The following is a 22,500-nucleotide window of genomic DNA, read 5'->3' as shown; positions in this document are numbered from 1 at the left end:
TGATATAGCTTACCTATTCCAGAGAACCCCGCGTTAACCATCTATTAACTATGCGTGGTCCGCCGGTTGCTTGCGCGGAGCGACGCTCCTAAGGTCCGCGCGGGGTTATGTGGCGGTTCGTCGCAGTAGAAGTGGATGGTCATGCGTCGTGTCATCGCGATTGCGTTAGCGGGAGCGAGCCTTGGTGGCTGCTCCTCGATGTCTTGGGACATGTTCAAATCGGCGCCGCCGCCCCTCCAGGTCCGGCTCGAATCCAATCCGCCGGGAGCTGACGCGACGACCTCGCTGGGTGGGGGCTGCAAGACCCCCTGCTCCGTCTCGGTTCCCGCCCCCGACGCACCGTTTACGGTCGCTTTCGCGCTGCCCAAGTACCAGCCGACCAGCGTACCGGTGAACGTGATCAAGAATCCCGGCGATTTCACCACCCCCGCCTCGGTGACCACCGATCCGAACCCGGTGTTCGCGGAGTTGCAGCCGGCGGTGCCGCCCAAGCCCGTGAAGAAGAAGCCGCACCGGCCGAGGAAGCCGAAACCAGCCGCAGCCGCTGCGCCCGCCGCGGCGCCGGCCGATGCTGCAGCGCCCGCGGCCGGTACGCCGTTCCCCGATCCGAACGCCGGCAAGCGTTGATCCAAACGCTAATCTACGTATACCACCCGATTGTCTGAGCCGCGTCCGATGCTTAGATTGCTTCGACAGCACCGCCGAAGCAATGGTGCGCCCGTCGCCGTAAGTGACAAGGCATTTGGTATGAACGGATTGACTGCGAGTCCCCTCGCCGCGTTGTCGAGTGCCATGACCGATCCGTTCGGGCGGACCATCTCCTATTTGCGCGTCTCCGTCACCGATCGCTGCGATCTGCGCTGCTTCTATTGCATGTCGGAAGACATGACGTTCCTGCCCAAGGCCGACCTGCTGACGCTCGAGGAACTCGACCGACTCTGCTCGGCCTTCATCGCCAAGGGCGTGAAGAAGCTGCGGCTCACCGGCGGCGAGCCGTTGGTCCGCCGCAACGTGATGACGCTGGTGCGCTCGCTGTCGCGCCATCTCGCAAGCGGTGCGCTGAACGAGCTGACGCTGACCACCAACGGCACGCAACTCGCAAAGCATGCAAGCGAGCTCGCCGATTGCGGCGTCCGCCGCATCAACGTCTCGCTCGACACGCTCGATCCCAAGAAGTTTCGCGAGATCACCCGCTGGGGCGAGATCGACAAGGTGCTGGAAGGCATCGAGGCCGCACGCGCTGCAGGGCTCGCCGTGAAGATCAACGCAGTGGCGCTGAAGAACCTCAACGAGGACGAGCTCCCCGATTTGATGCGCTGGGCCCACGGCAAGAACATGGGCCTCACCCTGATCGAGGTGATGCCGATGGGCGAGATCGGCTCGGGCCGCATCGACCAATACCTGCCGCTATCGCTGGTGCGCGCGCGGCTCGCCCAGCAATTCACGCTGACGGACCTCGCCGAGAGCACCGGCGGGCCGGCGCGCTATGTCAGCGTCGCCGAAACCGGCGGCAAGCTCGGCTTCATCACGCCGATGACCCATAATTTCTGCGAATCCTGCAACCGGGTGCGCATCACCTGCACGGGAACGCTGCACACCTGCCTCGGCCATGAGGATGCCTCCGATTTGCGCAAACCCCTGCGTGCGTCCAGCGACGACATGCTGCTGGCGGCTGCGATCGACCGTGCCATCGGGCTGAAGCCCAAGGGCCACGATTTCATCATCGACCGCCGCCACGACCGCCCCAGCGTCTCCAGGCATATGAGCGTGACCGGCGGCTGAGCGATTCGCGTCCCCCGCGCGACGGCCTTAAGCTTTTGCGACCTAAGCTTTTGACCCGCCGTCAATTTGCCCATTTTCCGATTGACGGCGCACAAGCCCGCTGGTTTGGTGCCCTCGCCTTTGCTTGCCCGGCAGCAATAAGCCGGCCCGCCCCGTTGGCGGTCGCGGTCAAGACGGCAAGGCACGAGGGGAGGACTGACGCCGCAATCGCTCCGGACGACCATCCGTGCGGTCGCGTGCTTCTCGCACGCGGGCCGAGCGTTGCGTGCTGAAGCCTCCCGCAGAGTGTTGGGCCGCGACGGAGAGAAAGTAAGATGCGTCCATTGCTGGCGGTGAGTAACGCCATCGACGCCCTCAATGAAAAGATTGGGTACGTCTGTAACCTGCTCGTGCTTCTCGCATGCCTCGTCAGCGCGGCCAACGCCATGATCCGCTACGCCTTCAGCTACTCGTCGAACGGGTGGCTGGAGCTGCAATGGTACATGTTCGCGATCCTGGTGATGTTCGGATCGTCCTACACCTTCAAGCGCAACGAGCATGTGCGGGTCGAGATCTTCTATCTCACCCTGTCCGAGCGCGGCCAGCTCTGGCTCGACCTGATCGGCACGCTGTTCTTCCTGATCCCCTCGTGCCTGCTGCTCGCCTATCTGTCCTGGCCGTTCTTCATGCAGGCCTACGACGTCGGCGAGATGTCGGGTAACGCCGGCGGCCTGGTCCGCTGGCCCATCAAGTTCGTGATCCCCGCCGGCTTCGTGATGCTGGCGCTCCAGGGCATTTCCGAAGTCATCAAGCGTATCGCGGCTCTCCAGGGCTATGTGACGATCGACGCCAAGTACGAGAGGCCGACCCAATGATTACGCTGGAGATGATGCCGCCGTTGATGTTCGGCGGCCTGGTTCTGGCGATGCTGATCGGCTTTCCCGTCGCGTTCACGCTCGCGGCAGTCGGCCTCTCCTTCGGCTTTCTCGCCATCCATCTCGGTTTCTTCGATCTCAACTTCCTGCAGGCGATCCCCGGCCGCGTGTTCGGCAGCGTGCTCTCCAACGAGCTGTTGCTCGCGATCCCGTTCTTCACTTTCATGGGCGCGATATTGGAGAGATGCGGACTAGCCGAGGACATGCTGGATTCGATGGGCCAGCTGTTCGGCCCGATCCGCGGCGGTCTCGGCTATTCCGTCATCATCGTCGGCTTCATCCTCGGCGCCATCACCGGCACCGTGGCGGCGCAGGTCATCGCCATGGCGCTGATCTCGATGCCGGTGATGATCCGCTACGGCTACAACATGCGTTACATCACCGGCGTGCTCGCGGCCTCCGGCACGATCACGCAGCTGGTGCCACCCTCGCTGGTGCTGATCGTGCTCGCCGACCAGCTCGGCAAGTCGGTTGGTGACATGTATCTCGGCGCCTGGGGCCCCTCGGTGTTCCAGATCCTGCTGTTCGCCGGCTACACCTTCATCCTCGGCCTGATCAAGCCCGACCACGTGCCGCCGGTGCCGAAGGAAGCGCGCACGCTGACCGGCTGGGCGCTGTGGAAGAAGTGCCTGATGGGCATCATCCCCTCGGCCGTGCTGATCTTCGTCGTGCTCGGCACCATGATGATGGGCCTTGCGACGCCGACGGAGGCAGGCGCCATGGGCGCAGTCGGCGCCATCGTGCTCGCAGCGATTCACCACAAGGACTTCTCCTCGACGGACCGCAGGATTCTGATCGTCGGCGTGATCGCCGCCGGCGTCGGCACCATCATCGCGATGCTGTTCACCGAGAACCTGATCTTCAAGATCGCGTTCGCCCTGACCTATCTGGCGGTGGCCTGGATCTGCATCTCGGCCGCACGCATCCCCGAGCTGCGCGACCTCATCAAGCAGGGCTACGAATCCACCATGCGCCTCACCTGCATGGTCACCTTCATCCTGATCGGCTCGACCTGCTTCTCGGTGGTGTTCCTCGGCGTCTCCGGCGGGGTCTGGCTGGAGCACCTCCTGACTTCGCTGCCCGGCGGCGTCTGGGGCTTCCTGATCTTCATCAACCTCTTCATCTTCTTCCTGGCGTTCTTCCTCGACTTCTTCGAGATCGCCTTCATCATCCTGCCGATGATCGCGCCGATCGCGCAGAAGATCCTGGGGCCCGTCGTCGGCGACGGCCCGGCGCTGATCTGGTTCGGCGTCATGCTCTGCGTCAACATGCAGACCTCGTTCCTGCACCCGCCGTTCGGCTTCGCGCTGTTCTACCTGCGCGGCGTGGCGCCGAAGGAAGTGAAGAGCTCGGACATCTATTGGGGCGCAATGCCCTGGATCGGCCTCCAGATGATCATGGTGCTGATCGTGATCGCGTTCCCGGTCACGGTGACGGGCCTGCTGGACAAGCCGGTCAATGTCGACCTCAACAAGGTCAAGATCGAGGTGCCGCAGATCGAGCTGCCGCCGCTCGATTTCGGGCCGCCGCAGAAGTAGCGGCGCGCTTTCTTCCTTCTCCCTTCATGTCCGCCGAAGCCTCGACGAAGGCGGATGTGAGAAAAGGTGCATCGGCGACCTTGGGCCGCCGGTCTCGACCAACGCCGATGTTTTGCATCGGCCATCGCGCTGAGATTGAACCGCTCGCGAGCACCATCAAAGGGCGTGCGTTTCTCGATTGAACGGTGCCGGCGCACCGGCATTGTGCGAGCCCGTCAGCCTGCTTGCCCCGATACGGTCCCGGGTTTCTAGAAATTTCCGATGTTCACGCTCCGTGATCGGATTTAAGCTTACGACCACTTTCAGGGATCCGTTACGACGCGGACCGACTGACCAAAAATTGAAAAACACATCCTGATTCATTTTGTCCGCGCCTCACGCAAGCGAGGTTGTCATGGACCAAGGCTTTCATCAGGAAATTGGCTGCCGAGCACGACAACATTGTTCGACAGCAGCACATCATCGTAGCCGTCGTCTCTTGACCACGATGTTCTGCGCCATGTGCATGTTCCAGCTCGCGACTGAAGCCGGTGCGCAATGCAGCGCACGAGATGTGTTGCAGAACCAGTTGAAGCTGAAGACGGCTTCGTCAAGTCAAGCTCCGATCACACCGGTCAGATCGATTGCCGATCTGCCGGTGTGGAAGAGGATTACTCTCGGCAGTTATTCGAATTCGCTCACCCTCCGCAACGCCCTGGATGCAATCGGCTGCCACGTCGGAGGATTGGCTGCGGAAATCCTCGCACGGCCGGCTTTCATCGTCAGTACGACAAGAAAGGAAGTAGAGCTCGTCTCTGTGTCGGCGGCCGCACTCGGCTTTGAGACGAACACTGTGACCTTGACCGCAATCTACGAGCGCGCCAAGCAGCTGGGTTTGCGGATCGCCGCAGCAGAGGTCGGCCCTCAACTGAGGCTTCAATATCTCGACCAGCCCGCGGGCGAATTTCTCGTCATTGGAATGGACCCGATCAAGACCTGGAGCGGCGAGGAGGCCATTCTGAATGTGGCCAATGGCGGAGCCGGACTCGTTCTCATCGGCCAGGATGGCCGTGCCGGCGCCGCAATATCAGTGACCTCTCGCGTCGTATTCGAGCGGCCGAAGGAAACTGTGCCGGCTGACCAGCTCGAGCAGGCAGCGGCGCTCCTGCCGCCGTGAGCACGAACGCGAACAGCTCCTTGATGGATATGAGTTCGCAAATGATGCGCACGAAGCGCGCGTCCTCGCGCGACTCGATGTGGACAGCGCAACGATGGATGACGCCTTGCGATAACGAAGACTTTATCGGCATCTCGGATTGCGCGTTGCACTCGTTGATATGGATCAACCGTTGCTGCAACAGCGGACGACAAACGTGCGCGCGTTGTCTCTTCTGCAACGGAGAAAGCTCATGAAGCATGTAAGAAAGATTGCCCTAGCTGCTTGCGTCTTCTCGTCTGCGGCGCTGCTCTCCTTTGCCTGGTCCGAGCAAAGCGGTATCTCGCTATCGGTCGAGAGCGCCCAGGCGCGGGTCGGTCGTCCTCTGACGCCCGTCAGCGTCGCCGGCGTTGCGCGTCGACAGGCGCGACGGGGCGTGTATGGAGCGGGCGCAGTCGCGGCAGGCGCCGTGGCGGTTGGCACGGCGGCAGCGGTCGCGGCGACATCACCTTACAGGGGATGGGGAAGCCCCTATTACAGCGGTGCAGGCTACTCCAGTGATAGCGGACCTTACGCGGCATACGGCTACTCTCCGGAGGACTGGCGGAGGCGAAACGGCATGGTCTGCGAGCCCGGCACAACAACCAAGCTCGACGACGGCCGGATATACCCCTGCCAATAACCCCGGCATGTGCTCCCTACGCGGCAACAGATGGCCCCGGTCGACGCCGGGGCCTTGCAGCGTCGGTGTCGCGTGACAAGCGCGGGAAACACGGGCATACCGGACCATCCTCCCAACATATGGTCCGCCACGCATGTTCCGATCGCTTCCTGCCCCATCGTTCGCTGGTTCATTGATCGCCTCGCTCTGGCTCGCCTGTGCCGCGACCATCGCGCATGCCGAACCCGTGGCCGAGGTTCAGGCCCTGGCGCAGAAGGAGCAGCAGCCGCTGCTCGATACGCTGCGCGACCTCGTCAGCATCGAATCCGGCAGCAAGGACGTCGAGGGCCTGAACGTGATCGCCGGCCGCGTCGCCGACCAACTCAAGCAGCTCGGCGGCACGGTGGAGATCCTGCAGCCCACCGACGTCTATCGCCTCGACGACACGCCCGAGAAGATCGGCCCGGCCGTGCACGCCACCTTCAAGGGCACCGGCAGCGCAAAGATCATGCTGATCGCCCATATGGACACCGTGTATCTGAAGGGCATGCTGAAGGACCAACCGTTCCACATCGACGGCGACAAGGCCTACGGCCTCGGCATCGCTGACGACAAGCAGGGCGTCGCGCTCATTCTCCACGCCGTGGCGATGCTGCAGAAGTTGAACTTCAAGGACTACGGCACGCTCACGGTGCTCACCAATGGCGACGAGGAGATCTCCTCGCCCGGCTGGCGCAGCACCATCACCAAATTCGCCGCCGATCAGGACGTGGTGTTCTCGTTCGAGGGCGGCGGCACCGACGGCACGCTGCGGCTCGCCACCAGTGGCATCGGCTCGGCCTATCTCACGGTGATCGGCAAGTCGTCACATGCGGGCGCAAGGCCCGAGGGCGGCATCAATGCGCTCTATGAGCTCTCGCACCAGGTGCTGCAGATGAAGGACCTGTCGAAGCCCGAGCAGGGCCTGAAGCTGAACTGGACGGTGTCCAAGGCCGGCACCAACCGCAACGTGATCCCCGCCGAGGCCACCGCCCAGGCCGATGCGCGCGCGCTCAAGGTGTCGGATTTCGACGAGCTGGAGAAGGCGCTGCAGGACAAGATCAAGAACAGGCTGCTGCCGGACTCCAAGGTCTCGCTGAAATTCGAGGTGCGCCGCCCGCCGCTCGAGGCCAACGACGCCTCGCGGCGCATCGCGGCCTACGGCAAGACGATCTATCAGGAGCTCGGAATGCCGCTCAAGGTCGACGAGAAGGCGACCGGCGGCGGCACCGACGCCGCGTTTGCCGCGCTCAAGACCAAGGGCGCCGTGGTCGAAGGCATGGGCCTGTCGGGCTTCGGCGCGCACTCCAACGATGCCGAATATGTGAAGATCGACAGCATCGTGCCGCGGCTCTATTTGACCACGCGCATGATCATGGATTTGTCGACCGGAAAGCTGAAATAGCGCTGCTCGCGGCCTCTAGACGGAACTCCTCCCTATCCGTCCGACCTGCGGCTCTCCATCGCGCGCAGGAATTTGTTGCGATAGGTGTCGAGGATCACGGCAAGCACGATGACGGCGCCAATCACGATGGGCTTGACGTTGTCTTCGGCGCCGAGGAGCTGAAGACCTGTCGACAGCACCTGGAGAATGCAGGCTCCGACCAGCGTGCCGATGATCGAGCCCTTGCCGCCTGAGAGACTCGTACCGCCGATGATGACGGCCGCGATCGCGTTCAGCTCGTAGCCGATGCCGGCAATCGGGCTGCCGACGTTGAGCCGGAGCAGATAGACCATCGCAGCCGTGCCGGCGGTGAGACCCGAGATCGTGAAGGCGGCGATCTTGATCGCGCTCGGATTGTGGCCAGAGAGACGCACCGCCTCCTCATTGGTACCGATGGCGAAGATGAAACGGCCGAACACCGTGAAGCGCAGGATGAACCAGCCGATCAGCACGACGCCTAGCGCGATCACGAAGATCGACGGGAACACGCCGAAGAAGATCATGTTGCCGAAATCGACAAAGGGCTGCGGCAATCCCGTGATGGTGGAATTGTTCGAGACGACGCGAGCAAGGCCGCTGGCGATATTGAGCATGCCGAGCGTGACGATGAAGGATGGCAGCTTCCATCGTTCGCACACCCAGCCATTGATGGCGCCGCAAATGGCGCCCGTTCCGAGACACGCAGCAAAAGCCAGCGCGATCGAGGTGCCCGGCGCAAGGCGCTCGTCCGTCATGATCGTCGCGCCAACGACCGTGCACAGCGCCAGCACCGAGCCGACCGACAAGTCGATGCCGCCGGTCAGGATGACGAAGGTCATGCCGGCGGCGAGCACGGTATTGATCGCGATCTGAACGAAGATCTTGAGGAAGTTTCCGCTGGTCGCGAAGTAAGGCGCAGTCACGCAGAAAAACAGGACGATCAGCACGAGCGCGACCGTGACGCCCGCCTCGCGCATCGAGATGCGCAGAAGATTGTCCCATTTGACGCGCGCCTTCCGCTCGGTGGCGCGCTCAACTTGCTCGGACACGGCTGTACTCCTGATAGGCGAGAGAAAGAATGCGGTGCTCGTCGAACTCGGCGCGCGGCACCTCGCCGGTGATCCGTCCGTTCGAGAACACCAGGATCCGGTGGCAGATCGCCATCAGCTCGGGCAGATCGGACGAGACCACCAGGATGCTCTTGCCCTCCAGCGCGAGCTTTCCGAGCAGCTCGTAGATCTCGGCCTTGGCGCCGACATCGATTCCGCGCGTCGGCTCGTCGAAGATCAGTGTCTTGGGCCCGCGGAACAGCCACTTCGCGATCACAACCTTCTGCTGGTTGCCACCCGAGAACGTCCGGACCGCCTGATGGATCGACGGCGTCTTGACCCGCAACTCCCTCACCAACCGCTGCGCGTTGTCATTCTCCTGCTTGCGCTGGAGCAGTCCGCGCCACGACACCCGCAGGAGGTCGGTGATGGTCATGTTCTCGGCACAGCTCATCTCGAGCAGCAACCCCTGCCCCTTGCGGTCCTCGGTCGCAAGGCACAGGCCGTGCGCCACCGCATCTTTGGGCGAGGCGATGTCGACCTCCTGGCCGTCGATCCGGATCGTGCCGGCGGCCTTCGGATCGGCCCCGAACAGCGCGCGAACCATTTCCGTGCGACCGGATCCCACGAGCCCGGCGATGCCGACGATCTCGCCTTTGCGAAGCGAGAACGAAATGGCAGGGCTCTCGTCGGTCAGCTTCAGGTCGGTCACGTCAAGCGCTTCATCGCCGATCGGTGCATCCATATCGATAGGCGCCTGGCCGGTGATGGTTCGTCCGACCATGAGCTTCACGATGTCGGGGATATCGAGCCCCGCAAGCGCGCGCGTGGTCACGTGGGCCCCGTCGCGCAGCACCGTCACCTGATCTCCGACCTCATAGATCTCCTCGAGCCGATGCGAAATGTACAGCGTGGTCACGCCCTTGGCTTTCAGACGATGCAGGATCTCGAAGAGACGATCGACCTCGCGGACAGTGAGCGTCGCCGTGGGCTCGTCGAGAACGAGCAGCTTGCTCTCGTGGCAAAGCGCTTTCGCGATCTCGACCAATTGCATCTGCGCGACGCCGAGACGGCCGACCTCCATGGTCGGCGAAACGTCGAGGCCGACTTCCGCAAGCAACTCGGCCGCGCGCCTGTTCATGTCGCGGAAACTGACGAGGCCCCGCCGGCTTGGCAGCTGCTCGAACAGCAGATTCTCCGCCACCGAAAGGTTGGACAGAAGATGCAGCTCCTGGTGGACGACGCGAATCCCGGCCCTGATGGCCTCGAGCGGCGAAGTCGGGCGATAAGGCGCGCCGTCAAACCAGATCGATCCGTCATCCGGTTGTAGTACACCACCGAGCAGGTTGATGAGGGTCGACTTGCCGGCGCCATTCTCGCCGAGCAGCACGTGTCCCGAGCCGCGCGCGACCTCGAAGGAGACGTCGCGCAGCGCGACGACACCGGGAAAGCGCTTGCCGACCGATTGCAGCTTGAGGATCGGGCTTTCGGCGTTCGCAATCGTCTCGGCGCGAGGACGACTCGGCTCATCGCCATGCATGAGAGGGTGCGCTCCCCGTCGCGAACAAGGATGGATATGCGAAGATGATCTTCGCCAAAATCGGGACGCCGGCAAGATGCAGGCGTCCCGACAGGTTATGATCGCAGATGCGAGCGAGAGATCTGGGCGAGATCCTTCTTATGAAAGATCCTGCTTATGAAAGATCCTCCTTTATGAAAGATCCTTGGCCTCGACCAGCTTGACGTCGGTCTTGATCCAGCCGGTGAACTTCTCGCCGGCGAGCTGGCGCAGGCCGTACTTGATGCCGTTGACGGCCATCTGGGCGCCGAACTGCTCGACCGTCGCAAGCATCTTGCCGCTCTTGATCAACGGCTGCACCGGCGGAATGTTGTCGAAGCCGACGACCTTGATCTTGCCGCTCTTGCCGGTTGCATCCAGCGCCTTGACGACGCCGAGCGCCATGGAGTCGTTGGCGGCCATCACACCCTGGATGTCCTGATATTTGGTCAGGAAGTTCGTCATCAGCGTATTGGCTTCCTCGGTCTCCCAATGCGCCGTCTTGCTGTCGAGAAGCTGGAGCTTGCCCTCGGCGATCGACTCCATGAAGCCCTGCTTGCGCTGCTTGCCATTGTCGGCCTCGGGGTTACCCTCGAGGATAACGACCTTGCCGCCCGCGCCGAGAGCCTTGGCGAGCGCATCGCCGGCCAGCTTGGCGCCGGCCTGGTTGTCGGGACCGAAGAAGGCGAGATCGATGCCCGCGGCTTTCTTGGCGCCGGCATCGAGCGGCACGTCGATATTGACGACGGTGATACCGGCCTTGACGGCCTTGGCAAGCGGCGTAGCCATGGCCTTGGAGTCGGCAGGCGCAACGACGATGATGTCGTACTTCTGGGTGACGAAGTTCTCGACCGCGTCGACCTGGGCGGCGAAGTCACGCTCGTCCTTCATGCCGACGGCCTTGAAGTCGAACTTGTCCTTGTTCTCGGCGGCGAACTTGTCCGCGCCGGCCTGCATCTGCTTGAAGAACTCGTTGGAGAGCGACTTCATGACCAGGCCGACCTTCGGCTTGCCATCGGCAAATGTCGGGCGGACGCCGGACATGATGGTGATCGTACCTGCTGCGCCGGCCAGAACGATCTGACGGCGGCTGATTCCGGATTTGCGCGTCGAATTCGCCATTTCCACCTCCCTGTTGAACGCTTTCTTGTGCCGGCCATTGCGGCGGCACGATGAAACGTTTCCAAATTTTGGGTATCAGAACTGGAAGCGGGTTTCAAGCCACCAGCGCTCGCGCACTCGCGCCGCAGCCATATTGCGCTTTATTCGGCGAACAAATCGAGCAATCGGATCGAGTCCAACGTCTCCTCCCAGCCTTTGCCTCCAAAGCAGTTCATCGATATAGTGATGAACCGTTTCCAAATGGACAGGAAGACTGACCAACTGTTGGCTCGGCGCTTTGAAGGCTTTCAAACCGGTGCGTTCGTCAAAGCGCCAGTTGCTGGTCGTCTGTCCTGCGCGCTAATCACTGAGGCCTGATGGCAAAGCGTGGAATCAAGGACGTTGCCGAGCGCGCCGGCGTCGCCGTGGGCACCGTCTCGCGCGTGCTCAATGAGCATCCATCGGTGACGCCAGAGGTGCGCGCGCGCGTCAAGGCCGTGATCCACGAGCTCGGCTACCGGCCCGACCCCTTCGCCCGCAGCATGCGCAGCAAGGTCAGCCGGTTGATCGGCATCGTCATTCCGGACCTGACCAATCCGTTCTTCGCTGAGCTCGTGCAATGCGCCGAGCGCGCCGCGGCCGATCGCGGCCACAACGTCATCTTCATGACCTCGTTCGACGATGCCGCCAAGGAGGCGGATCGGCTGGCGCAGCTCGCCGGGCGCAAGGTCGACGGCATCATCATCGTTCCCTGCAACAGCCCTCACGCCATCAAGGCGCCCAAAGGGCTGCCCCTGATCACGGTGGACCGCGTCCTCCCCCATCATCCTGGCGTCGCAGCGGACCACCGCGGCGGCGCGCGCGTCGCGGTGGACTACCTCGCCAAGCTCGGGCATCGTCGCATTGCCTGCATCGCCGGCCCGTCCGGCTCGCGCCCCGCCGACGATCGCCTCCAGGGATATCTCGACGTCATGCGCACTCTTCCTGCGCCCAAGGGCGTGAAGATCGAACCGCTCTTCGTCAACGCGGCCTTCGACTATGAGAGCGGCCGTACCGCCGGCACATTTTTGCTCGCGAGGCCGAGAGCCGAGCGTCCGACCGCAATCTTTGCCAGCTCCGACCAGCAGGCCATCGGCTGCCTGCGGGCCGCCAACGACCTCGGCATTCCGATCCCGGCGGGCCTGTCTGTCGTGGGCTTTGACGGCATCCCGCTGTCGAACCTCATCACACCGCGCCTCACGACGATCGTCCAGCCGATGGCGCAGATTGCGAACGCGGCGGTCTCCTCGCTGCTCGGTCTGCGCGAGCTGCCGAAGGCCGGGAAGCCCAGTCTTTTTCAGTGCGAACTCGTCGTGCGCGAGTCCTCGACGGAACCGGTGTTGGAGCCGGCGGCGAGCGCGTCGCGATAAGGCTCCCTGCCCACCTCCGCCAGCCTGAAGCGCAGCGTGAACTCGGCGCCACCGCCGGGAAGATTGTCCACCGCAACCGTTGCGGCGTGATCGTCGGCGACGCCGCGCACGATCGAAAGACCGAGACCCGCACCGTCGCTGCGCTGACGATCCCTGCGCCAGAAGCGCTGGAAGATCAGCTCGCGTTCGGCCTCGGTTACGCCCGGACCGCAATCGCGCACGCGCACCGAACCATCGTCGCCGACCTCGACGTCGACCGAGGTGTTCTTCGCGGTGAACTTGATGGCGTTTTCGGCGAGGTTGAAGACCGCGCGCTGCAGCATCTCGGAATTGCCGTGGATCATCACCGGCGCATCGGCGCCCCGGAGCGCGATGTCCTTGTGCTGCGCGATCGCCAACGGTGCGATCGCGCCGACCACCTCGGCACAGACGGCCCGCAGATCAGCGGTCTCGCCGGGATCGAGCACCAGCGTGTCGAGCTCGGCGATCTCCAGCAACTGCGCGACGATGCGGCTCATGCCCTCGATGTCGTCATGCAGCACCTGCCTTGCCGCACCGTCGCCGAGCGTCTCGATCCGCGTCCGCAGGATCGCGAGCGGCGTGCGCAATTGATGCGCGGCATCGGCGGTGAACTGACGTTGCACGCGAAAGCCGTCCTCGAGGCGATCCAGTGCCCGGTTGACGGCTGTGACGAGCGGCATGATCTCGCGCGGAATCTGCTCGGTCGGCAGGCGGACGTCGGTGCGCGACGGGCCGATATTGCTGGCCTCCTCGGAGGCCATCCAGAGCGGCGCGAGCGCGCGGCGGAAGATGAAGATATCGGTGGCGAGCAGCACCAGAAGAATGGGGATGGTGATCCACCCGACCCGGCGGAAGAAGTTGGATACGATGTCGTCGGTGATGACGTCGCGATGGGACAGGTCTTCGGCCACTTGAATGCGAACCGTGGTGTCGCCGATCGTCTGGGTGACGCCGGCACCGGAAATCGACTCTGACTCAAGACCGCCGGTCTTCCTGTGCGACGAGAACAGCAGGCGCCCCTCGGCATCGCGGATGTCGTACTGGTAGCGGCCATAGGCTTCCGAATAGAGGCCGCGGAGGCTGTCGGGCAGATTGAACGTCACCTTGCCGTCGGGCTGGACCGCGATACGCTCGGCCAGCGCCTCGGCCTGGGCCCGCATCGCAGCCCGATGCAGCTGATCGATCTCGGAGTTCAAGAGCCACAGCAGGACCAGCGGCAGGAAGATCGCAACCACCGCAACCGCGATGATGTGCAAGAACACGATGCGGGAGATCAGCGATTTGAATGTCGACGACCGGACCTTGGATCCGGTTTGGGATCCAGCCTGGGCCACGCTATTTCTCCTCGGCCATCATGTAGCCGACGCCGCGGATGGTGTGGATCACGACCTTGGCGCCGTGCTCGGCAAGCTGCTTGCGCAACCGTGAGACATACACCTCGACTGCATTCGAGGCGACCTCGCCCTCGAGCCCGAAGATGTGATCCTCGACGTTCTTCTTCGGCACCACCCGCCCCTGCCGGCGCAGCAGGATCTCCAGCACCGAGGTTTCGCGCGACGAGATGATCCGCGGCTTGTCGTCGACGAAGATCTGCCGGCTCTCGGTGTCGTAAACGAGATTGGCAAGCCGCAGCGAACGGCCGAGCAGCTGGCCGGGACGGCGCAGGATCGCCTCCAGCCGCGCCACCAGCTCCTCCATCGCGAACGGCTTTGCGAGGTAATCGTCGGCGCCGCTGCGCAGACCGTTGACGCGGTCCTGCAGCCCGCCGCGCGCTGTCAGCACCAGCACCGGCAGCGGTTCCATCTGCCGCCGCAGCTCGCGTAGCACGGACAGGCCGTCGCCGTCGGGCAGGCCGAGGTCGAGGATCATCGCGGCATAGCTGACATTGTGCACCGCCTCGCGCGCCTCCTCGGCGCTGGCAACGATATCGCTCTCGTAGCCCGCTCCCGCCAGCCCGCTGGCTACGAGCCGCGACAGTTCGGCATTGTCTTCGACGATCAAAAGGCGCATCGCATTCCCGGCCGGATGTTCCGGTGTCATCATACGGCTTGCGCCGCATCTGTGCTCTTTTCCAGCATTCCGGACGGTCGGGCCAGCGAAAAAGAGCACGGCTGGCCGGCGACCTCTTGTCAGCTTGGTGTAAGCAGATCAGATGCTGTCTGATAATCTGGCCGATGCAAGCAATATTCGGCCGCAATCCAGAGAGAGGGGCTTCATGAGCAGACTGGTCAAATCCGAAAGCGAACTGATCGCGATGGCGAGGGCCGAATTGAAGGTGCACGCCGACTGTCCCGATGGAATGACGATCTCGATCGTTCGCGACGGCGGTTCCTGGGAGTTTCGAGCCGACGCAGATCAGGCCACCTCCGATCGCCCCGGCTACCCCGAATGCGTCGCCATGCTGGTCCAGATCGGCGATCACCTCAGCAAGCAGTATGACGTCAGGGGGTAGACCAGGCTCAACGGTTCGAACAGGGCTTAGCAACTTCAGAGCACGTGTTCGATCACCATCGTCAGACCGGCGGTGAAGACGGCGACGATCAGCAATGAAGTTCTCGTTTCGAAGAACGGCAGCACCGTCCATCGATACGGCGGCCCGTTACGAGGCAGCCAACTTGTAGGATGGGTTGAGCCTCAGCGAAACCCATCGCTTCGTCACCGCGGGAGAGATGACGGGTTTCGCTTCGCTCACCCCATCCTGCATCCGCTTCACAACCAGACCGCCAGCTAGAGTAACGCATGCACGTCCTCAAATTCGCGCTCGCATCAGCCATCTGCTTGATCACGACGCTGGCCCAGGCGGCCGGCTTTCGTCTCGTCACCGTGCCGGCCGAGGCCGGCCTTCCTGAGCTCAGGGCCGCCGTGTGGTCGCCCTGCAGCGAGCCGCCCAGCGAGGTCGGGCTTCGCACCATGACATTGCGTGCGACGCAGAACTGCCCCGTATCTGGAGACAAGCTGCCATTGATCGTGATCTCGCACGGCTATGGCGGTGGCTTCACCGGTCACCACGACACGGCCGAGGTGCTCGCTGATGGCGGCTTCGTCGTTGTCGCGCTCGATCATCCGGTCGATGCGGGCTCCAGCGGCATGAGCCGCGCGGACACGCTCGCGGTGTTGACGGAGCGTCCGGCAGACATCAAGCGCGTGATCGACGACATGCTTACTGCATGGCCTGATCACGCAAAGCTCGACCCCGGGCGCATCGGCTTCTTTGGCTTCTCACGCGGCGGCTACACCGGCCTGGTCGTTGCGGGCGGCAATCCCGATCTGCGCAAGATGATCGCCCTGTGCCCGGAGAGTTCTCCAAACCCCGGCTGCGCGGAGCTGCGAAAGAACGAGACCCCAACACCGACATTCGTGCATGACGCGCGCGTCAAAGCCCTTGTCATTGCCGACCCGGCTTTCGGTCCCTTGTTCGGCCCCGATGGCCTGAAGGACGTGAAAATCCCGATTCAGCTCTGGGCTTCGGCCTTGAGCGGAGATGACCAGACCGGCGGCGAAGTCACGCTGGATTTTGTGTCAACGATCATGCGCGACCTGCCGGTCAAGCCGGACTTCCACCTGGTGCAAAATGCCGGTCACTACGCCTTTCTTCCGCCCTGCACGCCGGAGCTGGCGAAGAAGCGCCCCAACATCTGCACCGACAGGCCCGGATTTGATCGAGCCGCGTTTCACGCGCAGCTCAACGCAGCCACGCTGGCGTTCTTCCGGGAGCATCTGAAGGACTGACCAGCTTCGTTGGATTGGTTCACTTCCGCCTTCGCCCTTCGGCCCGCCCAAAAGAGACATCCAAGAAGGTGCACGGCCGCTATAGCTGCTGAGCAATCCTGATCCGAACGTCATCCAGGCTCCGCAACACGCCGACGCATAGACCTGCGATCTCCGGGGTCGGTTGGAGCAGATCGGGGACCATGATCGTAGACATTCCCGCCGCCGCTGCCGCACGAACTCCATTGTGCGAGTCTTCGAGTGCTAGGCAACTTGGTGGATCGACGCTGAGGAGTGTGGCCGCCTTTAGAAAAGTCTCGGGATGGGGCTTGCCTATTTCAACGTCGCTCCGCGTGACGAGCACGTCAAATTTGTCGAAGATTCCCGCCTTCTTTAACTGCGCTTCAGCTTTTGATCGTGCGGTTGACGTTGCGACGGCCATGGGGATGGCCGCGTCGCGCAGAACTTTGAGAAGGTCGGTAATACCGGGACGAAGTGGAATTGCAGTTGCGCACAGACCGTCGAAATGTTCCGTGCAGGCTAAATGGTAACGGTCAAGATCAAACGTCCGTCCAAAATAGCCAATAAGCTTTTCGTCACCTAGATCCTTCGGCGCACCAATCAAGCTGAGATGCACATGGTCGACCATTTGGCGCCCTTGTGCCGAACAAGCGGCGAAAATAGCCGCACGGTAAAGCGCCTCGGTGTCGAGCAGCAATCCGTCCATATCGAAAACGACGGCCTTAAGGGGCTTTGGGATCATTGACAAGATTCCGCTGAATTTCGACCTTGCAACAAACAGCTGTCGGAGATTAGTCGCGCGAGAGACCAATGGACATTTTCTGGGTCTTACGATCCGGGGCTCCATGGCGCGATCGACCTGACGCCTTCGGCCCGATGCGAGACCCATCGCACGACGTGGCAATCATGACCAGCATGTGGTCACCCGGCACGAGATGATGAATTTCGCTGCGCGCGAGCCGCCCTACGGTCCAACTCATTTGATACGTTGCCTCTGAAAGGCTTCCCTCAGCTCGGCCAGCTGCCCACTCGTTGCCCCCTGCTCCGCCTCGGCCCGGTTTGCCGGCAAGTCCACGTAAGCGATCGGCTGATCGAACTGGCTCGCCGTGAAGTCGTACCGCCGGCCTCCGATCTGATTGTAAAAATGATCGCCGGCCGGCAGCGGTGTCTTCAGCAGGTCGCCACCGAAGAGTTCGTGAATGAGCAGCGCCGTGACGTTGCATTGCCCTGCTGCGGGATTGTCCGCCGTCCATTGGCTCGCCGTCGACGACGACCAAGCCTTGAACAGCGCGGTTTGAACCGCATGGGGATCGAAGCTCATCGTCACTTGCTATCTCGTGGGGCCCCCGCGCGCAAAGGCCCCGGCGCTTGCGCTCCGGGGCCTGCATTCGCAAGACGCCGCGCTCAGCCCTGCGCGTGCCGCGCCATGAAGACGTCGAACCCGACCTCGGCGACCTGGAACCAGGCGTAGCCGTCGCTGGAGAACTTTGCGAGGGAGTCGTGAACCTTCTTGAAGTTGGCGTTTGTCGCGCCTACTTCGGCGTGCAGCTCCTTGGCCGCCTTGTAACAGGCATCCATGATCGCCGGCGAGAATGCATGCAGCTTGGCGCCGCTTGCGAGCAGCTTCTTCAGCGCCAGCGGATTGGCCGTGTCGTAGCGCGCCATCATGTAATTGTTGGCGGTGTGGCCGGCCTGCTCCAGCACGCTCTGGTAATATTTCGGCAGCGCGTTCCATTTGTCGAGGTTGACGAAGGCGAGCAGCATCGGCCCGCCTTCCCACCAGCCGGGATAGTAGTAGTGCGGCGCGATCTTGTAGAAGCCGAGCTTCTCGTCGTCATAGGGGCCGACCCATTCGGCGCCGTCGATGGTGCCCTTCTCCAGCGCTGGATAGATGTCGCCGCCGGCGAGCTGCTGCGGCACCACGCCGAGCTTCTGCAGCACGCGGCCGGCGAACCCGCCGATGCGGAATTTCAAGCCGCTGAGATCGCCGGGCGTGTTGACCTCTTTCCTGAACCAGCCGCCCATCTGGCAGCCGGTGTTGCCCGCCAGCAGCGAGATGACGTTGTAGCTCTTGTAGAACTCGTTGAGGACCTCGCGCCCGCCGCCCTGCATGTACCAGGCCTGGTTGATGCGCATGTTCGGACCGAACGGCACCGACGAGCCGAAGGTGAAGGTCGGGTCCTTGCCGAAATAGTAGTACGACGCGGTATGGCCGATCTCGCAGGTCGCGTTCTGCACGGCGTCCAGCACTTGCAGGCCCGGCACGATCTCGCCGGCGGCAAAGGTCTGGATCTGGAATTTGTTGTCGGTCGCTTCCGCAACCAGCTTGCTCATCATCTCGGCGCCGCCATAGAGCGTATCGAGCGATTTCGGCCAGCTCGTCGGCATGCGCCATTTGATTTCCGGCATCGACTGCGCGATCGCTGGAGCCGCGAGCGTGGCGGCGCCGGCCGCACCAAGTCCTGTGACTTTGATGAAGTCTCTTCTTTTCATGATGTCCTGCCCTGATGGATCTGATTGTGAGCCTTCTTGCCGAGGCTTGGAAATCAGCATGGCTCAAGGCTCTCGCGATTTCAAACGTGATCGCACTGCGGCAAAGAAAAAGCCCGGCCTCACCAGCGAGACCAGACCGTTTGGTCCTACGACTAAAGCGCTAGATCAGCAGCGGGTGGGCGAGCCGATCCGCTCTGCAGGGCGCAACATCGCGAGGGCAAGCAATCGTCGCCACACCGCCAATTTCGGATTATTCGATTATTGATTTATCGCACTGTTTTGCCCGACGCGTCAAACGCTTTCGTCGACACCCGCGGATGCAAAGCGGAAGCGCCGGCCCAACTCCGTCCGCCTGTCATTGCGAGCGCCGCGAAGCAATCCGGAGTCCCGCCCTCACCCACGTCTACTGTGCATGGGGTTGTTTTGCGGATTCCGAGTGCGCCCTCCCGCTTCGCCAACGAAAAGCCCGGCCTCGCGAGCGAGGCCGGGCCATTCAGTCCGACAGCTCGAGCTTGAGGATCAGCCGCGGGTGCGCGAGCGGATCATGAAGCTGTCGTAGGTATATTCGGCGACCTGCCACCACAGGTATTCGTCGGAGCGGTAGGCCTGCATGGCGTCGATCGACTTCTTGAAGTCGGCGTTCTTGCCCGAGATCTCACCCCACAGCTCGTTGGTCGCCTTGAGGCAGGCCTCGAGCACTTCGTTGGTGAAGGGACGGAGCTGGGTGCCGCCGGCGACCAGACGCTTCAACGCCGACGGGTTCTGCATGTCGTAGCGCGCGGCCATCCAGCTGTTGGCGTTGGCCGTGGCGTTGGTGAGGATCGCCTGGTAGTTCTTCGGCAGCGAATTCCACTTTTCCAGATTGGCGAAGGCGTGGACCATCGGACCGCCTTCCCAGAAGCCCGGATAATAGTAGTACTTCGCAACCTTGGCGAAGCCGAGCTTTTCGTCATCGTAGGGGCCGACCCACTCGGCCGCGTCGATGGTGCCCTTTTCCAGCGCCGGATAGATGTCGCCGCCGGCGAGCTGCTGCGGCACGACGCCAACCTTCTGGAGCACCTGACCGGCGATGCCGCCGATGCGGAATTTCAGGCCCGAAAGATCCGCAACGGTCTTGATCTCCTTGCGGAACCAGCCGCCCATCTGGGTGCCGGTGTTGCCGCAGGCGAAGCCGATCACGTTCGACTTCTTGAAAAACTCGTTGCCGAGCTGCTCGCCGCCGCCCTGGTACCACCACGAGTTCTGCTGGCGCGCATTGAGGCCGAACGGCACCGAGGCGTAGATCGCCCAGGTCGGGTCCTTGCCGACATAGTAGTAGGAGACGGTGTGGCACATCTCGACCGTGCCGTTCGAGGTCGCGTCGAGCGCCTGGAGGCCGGGGACGATTTCGCCGGCAGCAAACACCTGGATCTGGAATTTGTTGTCGGTCATCTCGGCGACGTACTTCGCCACCTGCTCGCCGCCGCCATAGATGGTATCGAGCGACTTCGGGAAGCTCGACGTCATGCGCCACTTGATCTCGGGCGAGGACTGCGCAATCGCCGGCGAGGCCACCGCGGCGGTCGCCGCCGCGCCTGCTGCCGACACTTTCAGGAAATCACGACGCTTCATCTTCAGGTCTCTCCTTGCTGGGGCGTTTCCCCGAACTTCTTCGTTATGGCCGCTCATTCCGGCGACACGGGTCTGGCCGCGTCAAACCGGTGGGGCTTCGCTGCCGTGGGCCTTTAACACGGAAGCCACCCTCGCGGAACGCGACAATGGCATGACGGGGGGCGACGAAAGTCGCATGTCCCCAAAAGATCAGCTTCGCGCGGCTGCGATGACGCCCTTGAGCTGGTCCCGGACCTGCCCCGCGATGGCGCGATAGATCGCCGCATGGGGTCCATCGGGCTCGCTGTCCACGACCGGATTGCCGGCATCCGAGGTGGCGCGAATCGCCATGTGCAGCGGGATTTCGCCCAGGAACGGGACGCCGAGCTTCTCGGCCTCATGGCGCGCCCCGCCATGGCCGAAGATGTCCGATTTCGTGCCGCAATGCGGGCACTGGAAATAGCTCATGTTCTCGACAATACCGAGCACGGGCACGTTGACTTTCTTGAACATGGCAAGCCCCCGGCGGGCGTCGATCAGGGACAGATCCTGCGGGGTCGAGACGATGACGGCGCCCTTCAGCGGCACGTTCTGCGCCAGCGTCAGCTGGGCATCGCCCGTGCCCGGCGGCATGTCGACGACGAGCACGTCGAGCGTGCCCCATGCAACATCGCGCAGCATCTGCGTCACCGCCGACATCACCATCGGTCCGCGCCAGATCATCGCGGTCTCTTCCTCGACCAGGAAGCCGATCGACATGATGGCAAGGCCAAAGCGGCGGAGCGGAATCATCTTTCGCTCGCCATCCAATTCCGGCTTCTCGTGCAGGCCCGTCAGCCGCGGCACCGAGGGGCCGTAGATATCGGCATCGAGCAGGCCGACCTTGAGGCCGAGGTCGCGCAGGCCCAGCGCGAGATTAAGCGCGGTGGTCGATTTGCCGACGCCGCCTTTGCCCGAAGCCACCGCGATCACGGCGGCAATGCCCGGAATTTCGGATTGCCGCGCCATCGGCGATTGGGCGCCGCCCTGCGGCGGCGGCTTGTGGGCGTGGACCGGCGGCACGCCGGGCGTGCCGCGGCTCGGCTGCGGGGGCGGCGGCGGTGCGGATCCCGCCTTGCGCTCGGCCGTCAGTGCGACCATCGCCGTGGTGACGCCGGGAATGGCGCGGACGGCGGCCTCGGCCTCAGCACGAACAGTTTCCCAAGCTCGCGCCTCGGCGGCATCGACGTTGATCGAGAAGAAAACCTTGCCGTCGGAGGCGCTGATCGCGCTCAGCACATTGGCATTGGTAAGCGCAACCCCGCGGGGCGACTTGATTTTGGCGAGGCGGTCGAGGACCTGTTGCTGCGTCACGCTCAAAGCGCATCTCCCAGAGAGAGCATGATTCGGAAAAGTGTGAAGCGGTTATCCGACCAGATCATGCTCAAGACATCAGGACGCCCCATTAGAGCGGAAACGGCCAAAAGGCTACTGCCTGCCGATATCGTCAGCCATCTCGGCGGGCGCCGTCCCCTGCTCCTTCGCCGCCTCGTAATTCAGCTCGATCATGACCCCGTTGGGGTCGTGAACGAAGATCTGCCAGAGGTCGCCGCCAGGCACCTGGCGGGAGTCGAATTTCATGCCCTTTGAGGCCAGCCGCTGCTTCATTCCGTCGAAGCCGCGGCTGACGAAAGCGACATGATGGACAACGCCGGAATCCGGCTTTTGCGGCTCGGAAGTCGGGGAAATATCGACGAGGTGCACCACCGGCTTGCCCTCGCTGTACATCCAGGCGCCAGGGAAGGCGAAATCCGGCCGGGGGCCTTTCTCCAGGCCCAGCACGTCCTCGTAGAAGCGGACCGTCTCGGCCAGATTCCGGGTCCGGATGTTGAAATGATCGAGCACGCCAACGCTCACGCCGCCCAAACCCGATGCCATGCTTCGCTCCCTTGTTTTGAAGTCCTTGAGGTCCGCCATCCTAGCACAGGAGGCCGCCAAACGAAGCCGTTGCCCTCTGCCCTCAAGGGTTTATGGTGCGCCCGGTCCGCTCTCAGGCGGAACTTCAGGACCCCGGCTGGC

Annotated in this window: 22 protein-coding genes; 10 read left to right on the top strand and 12 right to left on the bottom strand. The window is 63.0% G+C overall.

All coding sequences use genetic code 11. The features are described from left to right. The first annotated feature begins 141 nt into the window (after positions 1–141). From JQ587_RS14120 to JQ587_RS14095, 6 genes are all read left to right on the top strand, one after another. Positions 142–627: a hypothetical protein gene (locus JQ587_RS14120; protein ID WP_212302509.1), complete on the top strand. Its 486-nt coding sequence runs from the start codon at positions 142–144 to the stop codon at positions 625–627. A 120-nt stretch (positions 628–747) separates the two neighbouring features. After that, positions 748–1,782 (top strand): GTP 3',8-cyclase MoaA, encoded by a 1,035-nt coding sequence (moaA, locus tag JQ587_RS14115; RefSeq protein WP_212302508.1) that lies wholly within the window; start codon positions 748–750, stop codon positions 1,780–1,782. Positions 1,783–2,096: 314 nt separating this feature from the next. Further along, positions 2,097–2,636, top strand: a complete 540-nt coding sequence (locus JQ587_RS14110; protein WP_212302507.1) for a TRAP transporter small permease subunit — start codon at positions 2,097–2,099, stop codon at positions 2,634–2,636. Beyond that, positions 2,633–4,234: a TRAP transporter large permease gene (locus JQ587_RS14105; protein ID WP_212302506.1), complete on the top strand. Its 1,602-nt coding sequence runs from the start codon at positions 2,633–2,635 to the stop codon at positions 4,232–4,234. The genes JQ587_RS14110 and JQ587_RS14105 overlap by 4 nt, the downstream gene beginning before the upstream one ends. A 394-nt stretch (positions 4,235–4,628) precedes the next feature. After that, positions 4,629–5,390 (top strand): hypothetical protein, encoded by a 762-nt coding sequence (locus tag JQ587_RS14100; protein ID WP_212302505.1) that lies wholly within the window; start codon positions 4,629–4,631, stop codon positions 5,388–5,390. A 794-nt stretch (positions 5,391–6,184) separates the two neighbouring features. Then, entirely contained in the window at positions 6,185–7,474 is a 1,290-nt protein-coding gene (locus JQ587_RS14095; RefSeq protein ID WP_212425678.1) for a M20/M25/M40 family metallo-hydrolase, read from the top strand. Positions 7,475–7,506: 32 nt separating this feature from the next. Here the strand turns inward: JQ587_RS14095 and JQ587_RS14090 are convergent, their stop codons facing one another. From JQ587_RS14090 to JQ587_RS14075, 4 genes are all read right to left on the bottom strand, one after another. After that, the gene (locus tag JQ587_RS14090) at positions 7,507–8,469 is read right to left on the bottom strand and encodes an ABC transporter permease (protein ID WP_249148831.1); all 963 of its coding nucleotides are present in this window, start codon (positions 8,467–8,469) and stop codon (positions 7,507–7,509) included. Positions 8,470–8,524: 55 nt separating this feature from the next. Next, positions 8,525–10,081, bottom strand: coding sequence for a sugar ABC transporter ATP-binding protein (locus JQ587_RS14085; protein WP_212425676.1), 1,557 nt, complete (start codon positions 10,079–10,081; stop codon positions 8,525–8,527). 171 nt (positions 10,082–10,252) lie between these two features. Beyond that, positions 10,253–11,221, bottom strand: coding sequence for a sugar ABC transporter substrate-binding protein (locus JQ587_RS14080; protein ID WP_212302501.1), 969 nt, complete (start codon positions 11,219–11,221; stop codon positions 10,253–10,255). Positions 11,222–11,296: 75 nt separating this feature from the next. Beyond that, on the bottom strand, positions 11,297–11,512 hold the full coding sequence (locus JQ587_RS14075) for a hypothetical protein (protein ID WP_212425675.1): 216 nt from the start codon (positions 11,510–11,512) through the stop codon (positions 11,297–11,299). Between the two features lie 65 nt (positions 11,513–11,577). Here JQ587_RS14075 and JQ587_RS14070 point away from each other — a divergent pair, with 65 nt between their 5' ends. After that, a complete protein-coding gene (locus JQ587_RS14070) occupies positions 11,578–12,609 on the top strand; it encodes a LacI family DNA-binding transcriptional regulator (protein ID WP_212425674.1) in 1,032 nt (343 codons plus the stop codon). On the opposite strand, the gene JQ587_RS14065 is transcribed toward JQ587_RS14070, so the two are convergent. Together JQ587_RS14065 and JQ587_RS14060 are read right to left on the bottom strand one after the other, a co-directional pair. Beyond that, complete coding sequence (locus JQ587_RS14065; protein ID WP_212425673.1) at positions 12,537–13,964, bottom strand: sensor histidine kinase; 1,428 nt, start codon at positions 13,962–13,964, stop codon at positions 12,537–12,539. The two genes, JQ587_RS14070 and JQ587_RS14065, sit on opposite strands and share 73 nt — an antisense overlap. A gap of 1 nt (position 13,965) precedes the next feature. Beyond that, the gene (locus JQ587_RS14060; protein WP_212302497.1) at positions 13,966–14,640 is read right to left on the bottom strand and encodes a response regulator transcription factor; all 675 of its coding nucleotides are present in this window, start codon (positions 14,638–14,640) and stop codon (positions 13,966–13,968) included. Between the two features lie 205 nt (positions 14,641–14,845). Here JQ587_RS14060 and JQ587_RS14055 point away from each other — a divergent pair, with 205 nt between their 5' ends. Both JQ587_RS14055 and JQ587_RS14050 read left to right on the top strand, forming a co-directional pair. Further along, complete coding sequence (locus JQ587_RS14055) at positions 14,846–15,082, top strand: hypothetical protein (protein ID WP_212425672.1); 237 nt, start codon at positions 14,846–14,848, stop codon at positions 15,080–15,082. A gap of 287 nt (positions 15,083–15,369) precedes the next feature. Then, complete coding sequence (locus tag JQ587_RS14050) at positions 15,370–16,359, top strand: alpha/beta hydrolase family protein (RefSeq protein WP_212425671.1); 990 nt, start codon at positions 15,370–15,372, stop codon at positions 16,357–16,359. 79 nt (positions 16,360–16,438) lie between these two features. On the opposite strand, the gene JQ587_RS14045 is transcribed toward JQ587_RS14050, so the two are convergent. The 3 genes from JQ587_RS14045 to JQ587_RS14035 form a co-directional block, all read right to left on the bottom strand. Next, positions 16,439–17,101 carry an HAD family hydrolase gene (locus JQ587_RS14045; protein WP_212425670.1) on the bottom strand — a complete coding sequence of 221 codons (663 nt, stop codon included), beginning with the start codon at positions 17,099–17,101 and terminating at the stop codon, positions 16,439–16,441. Positions 17,102–17,335: 234 nt separating this feature from the next. Then, a complete protein-coding gene (locus tag JQ587_RS14040; protein WP_212425805.1) occupies positions 17,336–17,680 on the bottom strand; it encodes a YunG family protein in 345 nt (114 codons plus the stop codon). Between the two features lie 83 nt (positions 17,681–17,763). Further along, the gene (locus JQ587_RS14035) at positions 17,764–18,852 is read right to left on the bottom strand and encodes a TRAP transporter substrate-binding protein (protein ID WP_212302492.1); all 1,089 of its coding nucleotides are present in this window, start codon (positions 18,850–18,852) and stop codon (positions 17,764–17,766) included. A 58-nt stretch (positions 18,853–18,910) separates the two neighbouring features. Here JQ587_RS14035 and JQ587_RS14030 point away from each other — a divergent pair, with 58 nt between their 5' ends. Beyond that, positions 18,911–19,117, top strand: a complete 207-nt coding sequence (locus tag JQ587_RS14030; protein ID WP_212425669.1) for a hypothetical protein — start codon at positions 18,911–18,913, stop codon at positions 19,115–19,117. Positions 19,118–19,371: 254 nt separating this feature from the next. On the opposite strand, the gene JQ587_RS14025 is transcribed toward JQ587_RS14030, so the two are convergent. The 3 genes from JQ587_RS14025 to JQ587_RS14015 all read right to left on the bottom strand — a co-directional run bounded on the left by JQ587_RS14025 (position 19,372) and on the right by JQ587_RS14015 (position 22,359). Beyond that, positions 19,372–20,463, bottom strand: coding sequence for a TRAP transporter substrate-binding protein (locus tag JQ587_RS14025; RefSeq protein ID WP_212302491.1), 1,092 nt, complete (start codon positions 20,461–20,463; stop codon positions 19,372–19,374). A gap of 189 nt (positions 20,464–20,652) precedes the next feature. Beyond that, positions 20,653–21,801 (bottom strand): Mrp/NBP35 family ATP-binding protein, encoded by a 1,149-nt coding sequence (locus JQ587_RS14020; protein WP_212425668.1) that lies wholly within the window; start codon positions 21,799–21,801, stop codon positions 20,653–20,655. 108 nt (positions 21,802–21,909) lie between these two features. Beyond that, complete coding sequence (locus JQ587_RS14015) at positions 21,910–22,359, bottom strand: VOC family protein (RefSeq protein WP_249154316.1); 450 nt, start codon at positions 22,357–22,359, stop codon at positions 21,910–21,912. Positions 22,360–22,500: the final 141 nt, after the last annotated feature.

Source organism: Bradyrhizobium manausense (assembly GCF_018130615.1).
Taxonomy (GTDB): domain Bacteria; phylum Pseudomonadota; class Alphaproteobacteria; order Rhizobiales; family Xanthobacteraceae; genus Bradyrhizobium; species Bradyrhizobium manausense_A.
The sequence above is the reverse complement of the archived record's forward strand: the minus strand, read 5'-3'. Positions and strand labels throughout refer to the sequence as shown.